At 69.3% G+C, this 17,056-nt stretch carries 5 protein-coding genes; 3 read left to right on the top strand and 2 right to left on the bottom strand.

Annotation, left to right across the window (positions count from 1 at the left end):
• Positions 1 to 104 precede the first annotated feature (104 nt).
• Together ABD366_RS33375 and ABD366_RS33380 are read right to left on the bottom strand one after the other, a co-directional pair.
• Positions 105 to 1,133, bottom strand: a complete 1,029-nt coding sequence (locus ABD366_RS33375; protein ID WP_324767583.1) for a saccharopine dehydrogenase family protein — start codon at positions 1,131 to 1,133, stop codon at positions 105 to 107.
• A 364-nt stretch (positions 1,134 to 1,497) separates the two neighbouring features.
• A complete protein-coding gene (locus ABD366_RS33380; protein WP_324767585.1) occupies positions 1,498 to 10,494 on the bottom strand; it encodes a hypothetical protein in 8,997 nt (2,998 codons plus the stop codon).
• 3,778 nt (positions 10,495 to 14,272) lie between these two features.
• On the opposite strand from ABD366_RS33380, the gene ABD366_RS33385 reads away from it, so the two are divergent.
• The 3 genes from ABD366_RS33385 to ABD366_RS33395 all read left to right on the top strand — a co-directional run.
• On the top strand, positions 14,273 to 15,487 hold the full coding sequence (locus ABD366_RS33385) for a cytochrome P450 (protein WP_324770504.1): 1,215 nt from the start codon (positions 14,273 to 14,275) through the stop codon (positions 15,485 to 15,487).
• 57 nt (positions 15,488 to 15,544) lie between these two features.
• On the top strand, positions 15,545 to 15,739 hold the full coding sequence (locus ABD366_RS33390; protein WP_324770506.1) for a ferredoxin: 195 nt from the start codon (positions 15,545 to 15,547) through the stop codon (positions 15,737 to 15,739).
• A 467-nt stretch (positions 15,740 to 16,206) separates the two neighbouring features.
• The coding region (locus tag ABD366_RS33395; RefSeq protein ID WP_344443021.1) for an aldo/keto reductase at positions 16,207 to 17,056 on the top strand (850 nt) is incomplete at its 3' end.

Raw genomic sequence — 17,056 nt, forward strand, 5'->3', positions numbered from 1 at the left:
CCGCCGTCGACGGCGGCAGGCATCGAACGGCGGGTTCTCGAAGTGACGGGTGCTCAAGGCGGAGCAAGAGGCATGGTAGTGGCCGCGCGGAGGCCGTCGTTCGTCTAGAGGTCCTTGATCTGCGTATCGGCGATCGCGAGGGCGATCTCGGGGCCGTAGGCGGAGGAGGGCGCCTGGAATCCGGGGGTGAAGTCGCCGGCCAGGACGCGCCGGGCGATCTCCACGGAGGACAGCTGCGTGAACCGGTAGCCGGTCGGGGTGTCGATCACGGAGCGGGCCACAGTGCCGTCCCGGCCGGTGACCTCGGCGACGACCTTGCTGCGTCCCACCTCACGCTCCTGGGCGGTCGGTCCGTCGGGCAGCGACGAGAGGTCGAGGTCGATGGGAAGCGGCTGTCCGGCCTGGACGTAGACCTCGATCGAGGGGATGCCGGTGGCGAAGTGGCTGGTGATCAGGTCGCCCATGGATGCGGACACCGCCTCCTCGGGGCCGCTGTCGCCGAAGTCGAAGGAGGCGGTCTTGGGCTCCGGCAGGGCGACGATGTCTCCGTCCACGCGGACGAGCACGCCCAGGTCGCCGATGCCTTCGGTGGCGCTGATGATGGATCCGCGGGAGAAGAGGTTCAGGCCTTCGGCCTCTTCGGGGGTGGCGCTGAGGAGTTTGAGGGCGAGGCGGAGGCTGACCGGGTCGGCGACGCGTGCGGCGGTGTGGGTGGCGATGCTGTCGCTGGGTACGACGTCCCAGCCGACGCCGGACATGACCATCACACCTGCTGCCGCGGCCTCGGCGTGCCGGGAGCGTGCGGCGGCGAAGATGTCGTACTCGGCGGTGGTGTCGAGGTAGTGCACGCCCTTGTCGATGCTGGCGTCCATGAGCGGGCCCGCGGTGTGGCGGAAGGGGCCGGCGGCGTTGAGGACCACGGTGATGTCGTCGAGCGCGGCGCGCAGGAGTTCGGGGTCGTCGACGGTGAAGGCACGGCTCTCGACGCCGAATTCACTGCCGAGCGCGGCAATGCGCTCCTGGTTCCGGCCGGCCACGACGACGTCGAGGCCCAACTGCTTCGCGTGCTCGACGATGAGTCGTCCGGTGTAGCCGGTGGCTCCGTAGACGAGGAGACGGGGGGTGGATGCCATGGTGTTCTCCTGCAAGAAGGGGGAGGGTCAAGGGGTGGCGGTACGGAGCAATGTCGCGCTCGGCGTATGTGCCTCGTATTCAGGTTAGGAGTAGATCCGGACAGGTGTGGTCCTGGTCTTTCACCTCTCGTGCCGGAAGCTCCATGGACCGGTGCCGGGTCTTTCAGCGACGATCCGCCGCCGCGTCCGGACGGACATCCTGAGTGTGTCTGCGCTCCGCCGAGCCAGGAAGGACGTGGTTACCTGGGTGTGCCACACCCAGGCCCGGGGCTCCGGCCCGGGGACCCTGCGCCCGCAACCGTTCGCCGGCCCGGGGAGGGCCGTCACTCGGCCCGCCCCGACGTGTCACCGGGCCCGGCACCGTTCACCCCGCGCCATGATCCCGGCCACTGAGTTTCCGGTCCGGGAGAGGCACGGAGCCGCCATCACCGGAACCCGGCAGACTCGTCGGAGGATCAATCAGTTCTCCGTCCCGGTCGACTTCCAGTGACCATCCTTCGCCTCGTACCCGCTCAGGAGCCGTCGTCTTCGTGCTGGAGTCCAGATCGAACCACTCCACCCCTCTCTGCCGTCTGTACATCACATACAGCGACCTTCTTCCGGCTCCCCCACCCTCCTCAGGCTGCACCAGCACCCATGCCCTGGCGCCATGACCGGCCTTGACCAACCGCTGCTCCAGCTCGGCAACCTCTTCGCTCACCGTGCCCTGCCACTTCCGAGCACCCATCACAGCGCGAGGGACATGCCGGCCGGGAGGTGCGTCCGGATGTCCAGCGACGGTGGCGTCCGTCCCCACGACCGGTCGCGGATCCGCGACGGCTTCTCCGCGCCGCGGCCACCCGCCCGCCATGCGCGAGGAGATCGCATCCGGAGTCTCTCCTTCCTGATCGGGGGAGGCCTGGTGAGGACCACGGTCCGGCCTGGGCCCGGCCCGGCCGTGGTCGGGCCGGGCCTGCGTGAGCCACTTCCGCTCGTGCGGGCCGGCCGCGCGCCACCACACGGCCTGGTTCGGCGTCATAAGACCTGGTGGGTCCGCCGCACGTTCCCCCCGCAGCGCGGTCGGTACCTCCCCCCTCACCACATCCTCCAGGTCAGCGCCGAGCCTTTCCGGTCTCGTGCCGTCCGACGGCACATAGGTCCAGGACCCCTCCTGTGTGCGGCGGCCGACCGCACGGACCCGGTCTCCCTGCACGATGTCGTCGGTGGAGAACAGCAGCGGTCGGTGGGAGAGCGCCGCGACCTCTTGGGCGAACTCCGTGTCCACTCCCCCCATGACGAGGACGACCGGGCGGTCCATGATCTCGGGGAACGTGGCGAGGCGCAGTGCGAATGCCCGTGCGTCCAGCTCCTCATGGCCCGCCCCCCAGCGGCGCATGCCGTCGCCGGCCTCCTCCTGATGGCCGGATGTCATCAGCACCCGTCCGGTCGTGGAGTCGTACGAACCGGCCACCGGGACCCAGTCCCCGTACCGGGGGAGGCTGTACGCGGCGCGCAGGCGGCTCAGTTCGTCGCCGGCCTGTTCGCTGCCCGGAGCGGGTGCCTCGACGGACACCCGCGGCAGATAACGGCCGTGCGCTGTCGGTATCCCCTGCCGTTCGTGCAGCATGCGCCGCGCGAGTACCGTTTCGGGGTCCAGGAGAAGGTCCACCGAGCGATCGAGCAGATACGCGAGTCGTGTCCGGCCCAATCCGATACTCACCGGGCCCTGGGTGTCGGTCGCGGACAGTGTCACATCGGCGAGCAGTCCGGCACGGACCCGCAGATAGGGAACCTGGCGACGGAAGGCCACCGGCCGCACCAGGCGTTCTCCCGCCGTGGCACCGTGGTCGTGGCTCTGCCCCAGGGTAACGGCCGCGATCGCGGCGTATGAGGTGTTCCCCGCGGGAGCGGCCAGTGTGGGGCCGCCGTCGGCGTCGGCGGTGATCGTGGCGCCGAAGCCCTCCAGGTCGTCACGCTCCTCCATGTGCAGGGTCTCCGACGTCAGCCGGCCACTCAGCCATTCGGCCGGCAGCGGATCGTAGAAGGCTGTCCGCAGGAAGACGCTGCCGTGCGTCTGTGTCACCGCGCCTCCCTCCCGTACCAAGGGCGGGAAAAGATGCCCCTCGTCCGCCGTCAGGTGGAAGCTGGAGATGATCTGGTGACGGCTGAGTACCGCCGCGTACGCCTCGAAGGGCACTCCCGCGCCCGCGAGGAGCCGGGCCACGGGCGTCAGGTTCCCCGCGTCGTCGCGGGATCCTACGACCTCCCGTACCGAGTCCTCGAACAGTGCGCGGAGCGCGCCCGGATCGATACCGGCGGGGACCACCCGACGGCCCAGGATGTCCGCGGTGTCGACCCGCAGAACCCGGTGCCGTTCACGTTCCAGAAGCGTGTCCGGGGCGTGCGCGGGGGCGACACGCCTGGCGACGGGCGGCGGGGCGTCGTGTGTGCCGTGGCCGAGCGGTGGCAGCACCGAGGAGGGGACCAGGACGCGCTCGGTGATGTCGACATGCCGGGTCGCGGCGGGCCGGACCGGGGTGTTCGGGTCGACGTACCGGCTGAACGCCGGACCGGCCAGACCGAGCGTGAGTGCCTGCAACGCCTTCGACGGGAGGTAGTTCCGGTACACCGTGGCGGTGATGCGCAGGGTGCCGCTGTAGGCGTGGGTCGCTCCGGCGATGCCCAGCACGTCGCGGGTGCGGAGGATGCCGCCTCGTGCCTGGGTCTGCTGCCGGTATCCGTCCGCGCCGCTCTGGGCGGCGAGGTAAGCGGAGACCATGTCCGGGCCCGTCAGCGGCAGGTCGCTTGTACTGATGACCTGGCTGGCGCCGTGCGCCTCGGTTCGCGTATGGCGCTCCACGTTCCGGCGCGTGTTCAAGCGGTACAGCGCGAAGTCACGGTCCCTGGTGTCCTCGTAGCGATACGTCCCCCCGTCCGGCGCCATGTCGGCGCGCACGAGGAGACTTACCTGTTCGCTGCTGAGCGCCATCGAGCGGTCGAGGTGGAGAACCAGCCCCGGGCCCAGCATGGTGTCGCGGTGGGCGAGCAGCGCATCCCACTCCAGGATGGTGCGCAAGGTCGTGGGCAGTCCCGTGTGCTCGCTCCGGCCCCGGCCGTCGACGATCCGCCATTGCCTTCGCAGCAGTTGGGGGTCGGCCTCGCGCAGGACTTCCCGCACCAGGTCGAGTACGGGGTTGAGGCCGTCCGGCGTGTACGGCGTGCCAGGCCACTCCAACCGGTCGGACGTCGACATCAGCGGCACCTCGGCCGGTTCGAGGGTGGGGGGAACGTGCGTGGGCCGCTCGACCGGTACGTGAGGTGCGGGGCGCAGCACGAGGACACCGCCCTGTACGACAACGCGTGCGCTGTCGTGGGAGGTTCTCCAGGTGCCCAGGGCGTTGGTCCGGTCGGCAAAGACCGTGACGGTCCACTGCATGGTGCCTCGCACCGGCCGGTAGGTGCGCTCGTCCTGGCTGATCCAGTGTCCGCTCAGTGCCTCGTTCGACGCGATGCTCGTGGTCTTGTGGTTCGCCAGGGTGCGGTGCCCCGACAGGCTGCCCGAGATCTGGGTGCCGCCGAGGCCGAGCAGTTGTCCGTAGAGTGTGTGCGATGTCTCCCGCGACTGTGTGAACACGGTTGCGGGCTCCGAGTCCGTGATGTCGCTCTGCCGCAGACGCGCGGTGCCTGCCTCCTCGTGCAGCCCATAGGGCCTGCCTTCGAGCGTGACCATGGCACGGGTGTTGGCGGCCGGGCCGGCGTGCGTGACGGAGAACGCCTGCACCGCCGGACCGCCGAACATCATGCGGGCGATCAGCTGGTCCTCGTTGAGGTATCCGTCCAGCACGCCGTCGTAGGTGGCGGCCGGGATGCCCGCCTCGTCGAGCAGGGAAGCGGTGGCCTCCCGGAGGCTCCCCACACCGAGCATCTCCACGGGGAGGTCGTCGACACGCAGGAAGTCCGAGTCGGCCTCGTTCAGCCACTGCCGTATCTCGGGCGACGGCTTCTGGCCGGGCACGCGGTCGGGGCGGGGCAGACGGTGGACGATGGCCCGGCCCAACTCGTCGGCGAACGGTGCCGGCTGTGCCGGACGGCTGCCTCCGGTGTGCGGTGCGAGTCCCTCGGGGGTCACGTAGCGCATCAGACCATCGATGGCCGCCTGCTCCCGGACCGTTGCGACCGGCGGAGTGGGGGTACGCCCGTCCGACACCATCTTGACGGCCTGGTGGGCCAGTTGCCGTCCCACCGCGTGCACCGTGCCTCCGTCCGCTGCTTCCGGTTCGAACGTCACGGCGACCTCGACGACGAACCGCGCCGGGAAGGTGAAGGTCCGTACCGGCCCCTCGTACACGAAGCCCTTCGACGCCCAGGCACCCGCTCTGGCGGTGAGCGCCGCCGAGGTGGCCGATCCGTACGTGTAGGCCCCGGAGGAGTCGGCGTTCGTCACTGCTCCCGCCCCGGGGGCGAGGTTCATCTTCACCGACGCGGACACGTCCGTCCGGGCCGTGACGGTCTCCTGCGCGCCCAGATCGCCGTAGGAGATCGGGTAGTGGTCTATCCGGCCCCGGTCCATGCGCCCGGCGGTCCATGGACCGGTGTGCCGGGCCCGTAGAGCCACCTCGACGCGCAGCCGTCCCCCGGGCACCGGGTAGCGCCGGGTGAACCCCATCCGGTGGCTGATGGCCTGACTCGTGTAGGGCAGCCCTGCTGCCAGGGAGAAGCGCTGGCCCAGTTCCCTTTCCAGTACGTGGAGTTGCCGCTGCGTCAAGGTAGCAGCGCCCATGAGATGAGACGTGGAGAGCGCCGAGCGGACGAGCCGCAGCGCCTCGGGCACCACATGCTCGAATCCGCCGAGGAGGTCGACCACCGTGAACCCGCGGCTGTGTCCGCCGAGAATCCCTGGGGGCGGCATACGGTCCGGGGGCGCGGGCTCGCCGGACAGCACCGTGGGCGTTCCCTGGGCGTCGGCAACGCTCGCCTGGTGTTCCCCGTTCCGTGCGGCGAGCAACTGCGCCTCGAAGCCCTCCGCCTCCTGCGCGGGTATCCGCACGTACACGGTCATCGGGTGGTCGACCCGGCCTTCGGCAGCCGGCCTGGACGACCTGATGTCCGTGACCAGATCCATGCGAAGGCGGTACACATGTGTGTCGGCGGGATAGCTGACATAGCGCCAGTCGCCGCCCCCCGCCGACGCGGACAGGGCACGGCTGACGCCCAGGGAGGTGCCTCCGGAGGCGGATACGGAGAATTGACCCGTGCCGCCTCTCAGGGGGAACGACGGCAGTCCCAGACCTCCCGAGAGGCCCGCGGAGGCCCCGGAGGTCATCGAGCCGGACTCCCCGCTCCAGAACAGGTGGCGGGCGTCCTGCTGCACATATCCATGGCTGGTCCCGATCCGCTCGGCGGACCTCAGCCGGCTGGTGAGCCTCAGTCCCGCCCACTGCCCCACATGGTCGCCGGCCATGGGCAGTGCCGGCGTGACGTATCCGGCACCGATGACATGCTGATGGACGTCCAGGAGCGAGGACCCCGAGAACAGGTGCAGCACGGCTTCCCGGAAGTCGTCGGACAACCCCTGTGAACCGAACCGTCGCAGGACGTCCCCGGCCGCTGCCTCGGCACCGGCGTCCGCCGTCAGGGACTCCGCGATCACCGTGACCCGCCTGAGCACGCCGTGGAATTCGCGCTGCAACTCCACCGCGGCCGGGGCGAGGATGACGCGCTCCCCCGGGCCGCTCCCGACCCGGGGCGGCGTGCCGGTGCCCCGTGCTGCGGAGCCGTCGGGCTCTGGTCCGTCGAACCCGTCAGCCAGGGGCGACTCGTCCTCCGCGAAGGCCAGCAGTACCGGCCCGGCTTCACTCCGCAGTTCCTCACCGGACGCCGTGACCAGCCAATGGCTCCCCGGCACCTCGAAGTAGGCGTACCGGTCGTGCCAGATCTGCTGGATGCTCTGGATCACCGCGCCCTCGTACGAGCCGTGCCCTCGCGAGCCCTGGACGGACGCCGTGGGGCCCATGGCGGCCCAGGGCAGGCGAGCCGTTCCGGTCTGCACGTTCAAGGGGCCGACCGGCGGCGCGAAGGAGCGGTTGTCGGTGAACCCCGTGAAGGTGGAGGGCGTCATGATCTGTGGCAGGTCCACCGCCAGGGAGGGCCGCGCGCCCAGTTGCACGGACTGCACCTCCTCGGGTGCGCGATACAGATGTCCACCGCCGTCGCTGGGGAGAGGCCCCAGGACAAGCCGTATGGTCACCGCCCCCTCATGTCCCGCCGGATACAGCCGCAGGCCCTCCGCGGACGCCAGTCGGCGACCGGCCTCCACACCGCCGAGTTGCCGGAACCGGTCCACCGTCGCGCGGACGACCAAGGGTCGCAGCGCCTCCGTCACAGCACTCGCGGCCAGCTCCGCGATCTGCTCGTCCGCCCCTGTCCAGACACCCCCGACGCGCGCGATCCGCCCCCACTCGCCCCAGGGAAGAGGCTCCGCAGGCTCCGCGCCGCGAATCCACTCCGTCACCCGTCCCGGCAGACGGCGCATCGGGGTGTCATCTGATGTCGAGACGGCCGGCGCATCCTCCTGCTGCTCCGGGAGGGCATGGTCATCCCCGTGCCGATCGGCGGAGGAGTCCGCAGTCGGCCTCTGAGCGCGTCCGGCAGAGTCCGTAGGGACGTCCAACCGGGCGGATATGCCGAGGAGTTCATCAATCCTCCGCGGGCCGGGAGGCGTGTCCTGCGACGCTCTCAGCAGGTCCCGGACGGCCTTGAGGGCCGCTGGCCCGTCCGGTTCCTGTGTATCGGAGTGCGGCACCGTGTCGTGGGCAGCGCGAGGCAGCGCCTCCGCCCCCGTGACCGCGACCGCCACCGCGAGACGGTGGCCGATCGACGCGCTCAGAGCGCTCGCCAGCACGTCGTAGGCCTCGTCGACCTCTCGGTACAGGCTGCTCCTTCGTGCGTTCACCTCCTCCCGTCGGGCGGGCTGCCCCGGTCGCCACGGAGCATCACCGAGGGCCCGCACGCTCGTGAGCCCGTCGCGTACCCGCGCCGAGGCGGTCCCGATCGTCCCGGGCCAGTGATCGGCGGTGCCAGGGTGCCGGCCGAGGACCGCGAGGGAGGTGAGCGTCGCGTACTCCAGCCTGCTGACGGCAAGCAGTGCCTCACCGCTGATGCGCCGCGCCTCAGTACGCAAGGCAGCGCCCTCGGCTCCCCAGCCGCGGCTCAGCACGTCCATGGTCAGTGTCCCCGTGCCGAAGCCGGGCTGTGCGAGCCGGACCAGGGCTCGCACCTCCTCGACCGTCACCGCCTCCGCCGCCTCTTCGCGCCCCTCCGAGTTCGTGCGGCCCTCCTGAGCACGGAACTCCTCGACGACGGCCCGGAGATCGTGCATCCGGACATCCTCGTGGGGTGGCCGGCCGGGACGGCGCATCACCTGGGGCGCAGCGCGTACGGCATCGGTGAGCCGACGCAGGGTCTGCAGGTGCGAGACGCCGAAGCCCCGCCCGTACACCTCGAAGGCCAGGCCTCCCAGGGAAAGCAGACGTGACCGGGTCCGGTCCCCGGTCCAACGCCCCGACCGCGATCCGGACAGTGCGTCCCGCAGCTTGCCGAACGGCCCCGGTCGCTGCAGCCCGGCCCTGTCGGCCAGGGCGTCGGGCCACGTGGGGGGTGGTCCGGGGGCGGGGCCGCCCGAGTTCGCTGAGCCCTGGTCGTAAGCAGTCGCCAGCCCGTTCAGTTCATCCATCGCGGCCGCATGGGTCTCGTCGAACCGGAAGGCGACGGGGAGAGCGAACAACTGCTCGGCCTCACGGTAGGCGTGCCGGACGTAGCTCCGTATTCGCCCGGACACGGCATCGTTCAGCGCGACGGCGCTCCGGCGAAGTTCTTCCACGTGCCGATGGCGGTCGGCCGGAAGTCCGCTCTGATCCGCCCCGGCGCCCTCCGGGTCCGTGCCGGTGCGCGCGGACGAAGCAGTGGCGGTCGCCTGCGCCACGAGGTCGCTGAAGGCTGTCGGGTCGGGCGGCTCAAGGCCCAGAGTGTGCAGCCGGCGCAGACCGTCGAGGGCCTCCGCCACCGGGCTCGGCATCGGCTCGGACAGCGTCCTCCCGGCCGCGGACGGTGTGGCGGACGTCCCGGACGGTACGAGTGACACTCCGGTGGAGGGAAGGAGGAGCGGTGCGGCGGGAAGGTACTGCGTCGGTACGTGCGCGGCCCTCTCCTCTGTAGCCGGACGAGCTACGACCTCTCCAGTGTTCATGACGTCTCCGGTGACGGCCGGAGCGTCCTGTCCGTCAAGAACGCGGTCAAGGGAGCTCGACCCGGCGGAACGCGCCCCCATCCCGCTCTCGACGAAATGAACGGGCTGCTCTTCCAGGGCTATGTGGACGGGCTGTTCCTCACCGGAGAACGGCACAAGGTAGAGGCCGGTGGGATCCGCGCTGAGACGATACGGACGGTCCATGGCGAAACCCGGCGGCGACTGCGGGCCGCTGGAGATCTGTCCGATCCACCCGTTGTCTCCGCGCAGCAAGTAGGCGCTGTCCCCGACGCCGGGCTGGAGAAAGTCGTGTCCGTAGGCGAACCACAGGCCGGAGGTCAGCAGTCTGCCGTCGAGCAGGTCGACGCTACCGGTGGTGTCGCTGATCTCGTAGGTGATGTCATCGACCTTGTGACCGGATACCGCGTCGGCCTCAGGGGGACGGGCAGTGAAGGCGTACCACCGCTCGCGGTCCTTGCCCTCCGCCAGCGGGACAAGATCCGCCGGGACCCGGTACGGCGCGGCGCCCTCAAGACGAGGTCCGCTCAGGAGCACCGCTCCACTCGGTCCTTCGAGGCCGGTCTCGATGCGGGTGCCATGGTCATGGCCGAATGGCGCGCGAGGCCCTGCGGACCATCGGCCGGCAGGGGGCATCGACGGAGTTTGTACGTCCCGTACATCAGGTTCTGCATCCGGCGACCGGTCGTTCGAGGTACCCACCGGCCTCTGCGAGGTCTCCGCCGTGGCCGCCGCAGCGCCCGCCGTGCGATCGGCCGGCTCGAACCCCGGGGTGTGAGCATCCGATGCGCCGGCCGGTCCACCGCTGTGCCGCTGTGTGCGGAAGGCGGTGCGCAGTGCCTCGGACACGTCCTCGGCGCTCGGCCCCAGGTCAGGCAGGTCCCGATCCTGACGCAGCTGGTAGGCCACCGTGTGCACGATGTTGTCGTACAACTGCCCATAAGTCGCCGCTGCCACGGGCAGGTCCGTCCGGATGACGGGTGGTGACTGGTGGCGAGGTGCCACGATGCCCTCGGCCACCCGCAGCAGTTCGCTGCGCTCGGGTGGCGGCAACCCTTCCAGCGCGGTCCGCGCGGTTTCGAACAAGGGCCGCCACCGCTCGGCCGTCAAGGTGTCCACTGACGGATAGCTCCACGGCTTACGGCTGGACATCACGCCGGAGGATGTGTGGTCTCGCTCCATCGGTGGCGGAGGCTTGAGATCCAGTGGGGCCCGGGCGCCGAGAATCTTGTCCAGATCCTCGCTCCGCACGCCCGGGACCCCCTGCGCGCCGGGCTTCTCCGGCGTCGGCACGGAACGCCTGCCCGAGCCGTGGGGTTCACCGGGAACCGTAGGAGGAGTGGGGCGCGTATCGAGGGCCGCCCGGCTCGTGGATCGCGCCGCCACACGTTCGCCGACCGGCATCTCCGAGGAACGGACCGTCTCGTTCCCCCCGGTGCCCTGGCCCTCCCCGGCGTCCTCACCCTGTCGGGATGTCTCCCTCGCCCCGGGCCACTGTTCCGCCGTTTGTCTCTGTGCGTCGGCCGAAAGCGCCGCCGGCCCCTGCCGCCGCTCCCCCGCGGAAGACTCCGCATGCCGCCCCTCATCAGCCCGCTCCGTTCGACCTTCCGCCGGATCGGCCTGCCACCGCCTGCCCTCCAGGCGATGCCGCGGCTCTTCTCCAGCGTCTCTTGCCTCCTGTGCCGCCTGCCTCTCCACCGTGACCTGCTCAGCGCGGCCGCGCGAGCCGTCGTCCACCACCGCGCGGTTCTCTTCCGCTGTCGCAGTGTCTGTGTCCAAAAGCGCTCGTACAGGCCCGGACGGTTCGTCGTGTCCTGTCCCGGTCCTCCCTGTAAGCCCACCCAACTGGGCCACGACCTCGCGCGCCCGCGACCCCGGCGCACCCAGCGGCGTGCTCCCGTCCGACGACGACGCCAGGTGTACGTCGGACGTCAGGTGTATGCCAGCAGGGGGACGCGGACCTGCTGACCGGAAGAGCTCCGTGTCCGCGCCGCCACCTGCCGGTTCAGACCCGCGGGTCTCCGAGGACGTCTCCTCGTCGGCGGATCCCCTGCCCGCCGTGTTGCCGATAAGGAACCCGGGCACGCTGTCACTCGCGCCCTCCAGTCCTACGTCGCCGGGCACGGTCGGCGCCGTGAACCGCGCGGGTATCTCCGTGTCGCTCTCGGACACAGCTGGGCCGTCGCGATCCGTGCTCCCAGAGAGCCGCCGGCCGAACCCTTCCAGGTCTCCGCTCGCGCCTGAGCCCCCTTCAGCGTCCGGACCCCCGCTCGTGTCCGGGCTCACGCCTGTACTCGTCCGCACCGGACTCGTATGTACGAGACCCGTGTGGACGAGACCCGTGTGGACGAGACCCGTGTGGACGGGAAGCTCCGCCGAGTGCTCCACCGTCGACACCGCAACAGAATCCGGCGCCCCACCTATCAACGGCAGCCCTGCCCCTCGCGACGATCCTCTCGAGGAGGCACCATCCTCACCAGGCGATCCGTTCGTCCCCGACGGCGGCAGCGGTGTGTTGAATTTGTCGAGTCCACCTAGACCCGTCTTGTCTCGCAGCAGACCACCCAGCCCCCGAGCACCCACCGACAGCCCACGGCTGAACCCCGCGCTCCCCGCCCCCGACACCCCTGTCTCCCATGACGTCATGAACCGCCCCGTCGTGAACAGGTTGTAGAACCCCTCCGCCACGTTCTGATGCGCCGCGTTCGCCACCGCGTCCCCCACGAAACCACTGGATTTCCGCCCCCAGCCGCCCGAAAGCGCTCCCGCCACTCCGTACGACAGCGCCGACCGCGCCTCCGCACTCTCCAACCTCTCCAAACCCGAGGCCAGCGCATCCCCCAGCCCCCGGCTCCCCGCACCCGCCACCACCGCGTCCACCCACCTCACACCCCAACCCCGCGCAACCCCCTCGCCCGCCACCGGACCGAACTCCCGCGCAAACGCCCGCACCACGCGGTCCCGCAGCACGTCACGCCCGCCGCCCCCACGCACCAGCCCCGCCACCCCGACCGACACATCGCGCACAAAGTCAGCCCCGAGCCCCGACCCCGGACCCTGGACCCCCGATCCGCCCCCCACCACCGGCGCGAGAACATCCTCCAGATCCGCCGCCACATCCCGTCCCAGCCCCTTCGACAGCAACCCACCTACCGCCGAACCCGCGAACGGCACCATCCCCGCGAACGCGCCCTGCACCGCACCGAAGCCAGCGGCCTGAGACGCATACTGCCCAGCGAAATTCGTGTACTTCCCTTCCCTCGCCAACGACCATCGCGCCAGACCATCCATCACCGACGCCAACCCGACATTCATCACCTCAAAACCAGCGACACTCGCCAGTAGACGCAAAAGAAAACTTCGCAGAATATATCGGTACAACAACCGCAAAAAACTCTGCTCAATCAACGCCTGAAGAGGATTGAAGACCGCCAACACCAATGTCACAGTCCACTCGAACAAGAACTGCGCCACCTGCGCAATAATCATCCGATTCGTATAATCAATTTGATAGCCCGTCTCGCGCGCAGTTTCCGCCAGCTCGCCCGCACGCGCCCGTAGCCGCCCCAGCACATCACCCCCGGCGCCCGACACAAACGTCGACATCGCATCCCCATATGCCGCACCCCACCGGCCGCTCGCGCTACTCGCAACGCCACGAGAGACCCCAGAAATCAGCTCCTCGAACTCACCCAGGGCACGCTCGACCTCCCGATGGGGCAACTCCACCTCATCCCGCAACCGCGCAGATGAGCCTCGTGGCACACGCATCCCCGTCAACATCACCACAACAGCGTCAACAAAAGGATCCACCGCCACGAGACGACACCCCCGTTCACAAGATCTCTCAGCTTGATTTCAGGCAGCAACTACAGCCTGGGAGCCCCTACCTCATTTCGCCCCGCCGAAACACGGTGACCCCGCGATTACTCAATCGATTTCGGCACGAAAGGGCCCCGCCAAGACTTCCGCGCACGCCGGACGATACGGCCCGCTCCCCCGGCTGAGGCCCACCCAAGGCCGCCCGTTACCCCGCGTGACGCGTCTCTCACGGACTGACGGACTGGAGTGGGATCGACGAGATCCCACGGCTACCGCTGTCAGCTTGCTACATGTCCCGGAGCACGCACCAGATTTTCCGCAGTCCTGTCACGAGCTCGAAATGTTTCCGCATGGTGCAACCGGCTTCGATCAGGAGCAGACCGCGCCGCGAGACCCTCGATCCGTACGGCACGATGCCGTACGGAGAGGCGGATACGAGCATGAATACACAAATTCGACACGAGCGCCTTTCCGACGACTGCCCAGTCAATACCCTCGTAACGTTGTTAATGGCGACCGGGTTGTGCGATTCGTCTTTGACACGACGTACGGGTCTCGAGGCAGCCCCGACAGGCCGGAGAAGGGCCAGGATTTTGCGATTTCGATGCCTGTGTGAAGCAACAACCAGCCATTTCGTGGGCCTTGGCGACCCGCTTCCCCAGCCCATCCGAAGAGGTCAGGCTGCGGGTCGGCCCACGGCCGGCCGCTGCGGGTTTCGCGCCCCCGTCCGTTCCCACCAGGCATAACGATCTTCAATCCCCTCGCGGCGAGGGGGCTCCGCCGCCCATGACCAACACCTGACCGAAGCGTCCCGCCCGCGCTCGGACGGCCAGAAACATGCCGTATACATGAATTGACTCTTCCGCGGATCTGACACACCACGTAACGTGCGTGACAGCCCGTTGCCGAGCCATCACGCGCCGTCGAACGGCGCCCGGCACGACTCATACGGATCCCGACCGGGAGCCGACGGGCCGGACAGTGTCACCTGCGGGCGAGCACCGGCTACCCACACCACACGTGTCCTGCCACAACCGCCAGACGGCCACCGAACCATCAGTCAGAAGGAACAGGTATGCCTCAAGCCCCCGCCGTTCCCATGCGCTGGCCCGCCGAACGCGCCCCAGGATGTCCCTTCGACCCGCCGCCCGCCACAACGGAGCTGCTGGCCACCGAGCCCATATCCAGGGTCTCCTTGTGGAACGGCCGTACCGCATGGCTGGTCACCCGGCATGCCGATCAGGCGGCCCTCCTGCGCGACAGCCGTATCAGCGCCAACAACACCCTCCCCGGCTATCCCAGCATCGGCGCCGGAAACGAAGCCGCCCGCGCTCACAACCGCTCGTTCCTCTTCATGGACGATCCCGAGCACAACGTCCGGCGGCGCGCCTACACGGCCGACTTCACCGTCAGGCGTACCCGGCAGCTCGCCCCGCGTATTCAAGGCATCATCGACGACCTGCTCGACGCCCTGGAGCATCAGGGCCCACCGGCCGATCTCGTCACGGCCTTCGCCCTGCCACTGCCGTCCCTGATCATCTGCGAATTGCTCGGAGTGCCCTACAGCGATCACGACTTCTTCCAGCAGGCCAGCGCCGTCATCATCAACACCCGCAGCGCACCCGAGACGGTTCTCAAGGCTTCCGGGGAACTCATCGAGTATCTCGGCAACCTCATCGAGCACAAAGTGCACCACCCCGGGGACGATCTGCTCAGCCGCATAGCTTCCCAGCAACTCGCGACCGGGGTCAGCACGAAAGAGGAATGCGCCAACGAAGCCCGCCTCCTGCTGATCGCCGGGCATGAAACCACCGCGAACATGATCGCCCTGGGCACCTGCGTCCTGCTCCAGCACCCCGATCAGCTCGCCGCCGTACGGGACGGCACTCCCGAGCGCGTGGCCAACGCAGTCGAGGAGATGCTGCGCTACCTGACCATCGTCCACAACGGACGCCGCCGTGTGGCTCTGGAGGACATCGAGATCGGTGGCGTGCACATCGCGGCGGGCGACGCGGTCATCTGCGCCAATGACGCCGCCAACCGTGATCCGGCGGTCTTCGATGCTCCTGAGCAGTTGGACATCGACCGATCGGCCCGTCGGCACATGGCCTTCGGCTCAGGACCTCACCAGTGCCTCGGTCAGAATCTCGCCCGCGTGGAACTGCAGTTGGCGTACCCGGCGCTCTTGCGCCGCTTCCCGGGCCTGCGGCTCGACAGTGAATTGAACGACATCCGGTTCAAGGAGACAACGGTGGTCTACGGAGTCCACGAACTCCCCGTCACCTGGTAACACGCCTTCGCACCCTGTGCGGTGTTCCGCCCGCCCTTCTCAGCAGACAGGAGCATGATGCACATCCTCATCGACGAAGACAGGTGCTGCGGCGCCGGGCAGTGCGTCCTGACCGCCCCCGAGGTCTTCGACCAGCGTGACGAGGACGGCATCGTCGTCCTGCTGGAGCGCCGGCCGCCGGCCGATGAACACGCGGCCGTGCGGGAGGCCGCCCTGATCTGCCCCGCAGCGGCCATCGAGATCCGGGCATGACGCGCAACAGCTCTCCATCGACCGGCCCGTCGCCAGAGCTCGTCTTCGAACCCCGTTGTTCGCGCGAAGCGCGGGCGCAGCGGGGGTCGGTGCGTGCGGTCGGTGTGCGGAGTTCCAGGTCACGGGGCTGAGCCACCTGTCCTGGAGCGCCGTGCAGCGAGCGTGTGTGCCGACCGCCGCCTCGGCATCCGGGTGCAGCACCGAAGTGCTCCCACCCGTCGACTCGTACTCGCGGACAGCACAGGCGTGTCGTAGTCGGGGAAGGGCCTGGCCTCGTCGCCCTCGGCCGGGACTTGGGTTCCTCTCTCCGGCCGGTACACGGCGAAGACGATGGTGCTCCGGTAGACGACACGTCGCCCCACTCCCGTGTCCTGGGTGTGGGGCACCCTGGCTGGTAGGGCCTTCTTCATAAGGGCGGAGCCGGGGAGGGTGGGTGCACAGCCCGCCGCTTCTTCGAGGAGAACCCCATGTCTTTGACGTCGTACCGCACTTTGGGCCGTTCGGGTCTGCGTGTCAGTCCCCTGGCTTTCGGCGCGATGAACTTCGACGACGGCAGCTGGGGCTCGGCCCCCGACGCATCCTTCGCGCTCCTGGACCACTACCGGGAGGCCGGCGGCAACTTCGTCGACACCGCCAACATGTACAACAACGGCGCCTCCGAGGAAACCCTGGGCCACTACTTCGACAAGCGCCCCGGCGCCCGCGACCGCATGGTCCTGGCGACCAAGTTCGGCGGCAACATGGCCGCCGACGACCCCAACTCCGGCGGCGCCGGCCGCAAAGCCATCCGCGCCCAACTCGACGCCTCCCTGCGCCGACTGAACACCGACCACATCGACCTCTACTGGATGCACCAGTGGGACCGGCACACCCCGATGGAAGAAACCCTCTCCACCCTCACCGACCTGGTCCGCGCCGGAAAGATCCACGCCATCGGCCTGTCCAACACCCCCGCCTGGTGGATCGCCGAGGCCGCCACCACCGCCCGGCTGCGCGACTGGGAGCCCATCGCCGCCCTCCAGGTCGAATACAACCTGCTCGCCCGCACCGTCGAGGGCGAAACCTTCGGCGCCGCCCGCCGCCACGGACTGGGCATCACCCCCTGGTCCCCTCTCGCCAGCGGCACCCTGTCCGGCAAGTACACACGCACCACCACCCAGGTCGCCGGCTCCGGCCGCACCGCCTACACCGCCCACCACCTCACCGAATCCACCTTCACCCTCCTCGACGCCCTCAAGGAGATCGCCGACAGCCTCCACACCACCGTCGCCGCCACAGCCCTCACCTGGGTCCGCCAACGCTCCGAAGTCACCTCCA

Source organism: Streptomyces kunmingensis (genome assembly GCF_039533535.1).
GTDB lineage: Bacteria > Actinomycetota > Actinomycetes > Streptomycetales > Streptomycetaceae > Streptomyces > Streptomyces kunmingensis.

Excerpts from the sequence above, each read along its gene's own strand:
- ABD366_RS33385 (WP_324770504.1), top strand. The coding sequence starts at position 14,273 with ATGCCTCAAGCCCCCGCCGTTCCCATGCGCTGGCCCGCCGAACGCGCC.
- ABD366_RS33375 (WP_324767583.1), bottom strand. The coding sequence starts at position 1,133 with ATGGCATCCACCCCCCGTCTCCTCGTCTACGGAGCCACCGGCTACACC.
- ABD366_RS33390 (WP_324770506.1), top strand. The coding sequence starts at position 15,545 with ATGCACATCCTCATCGACGAAGACAGGTGCTGCGGCGCCGGGCAGTGC.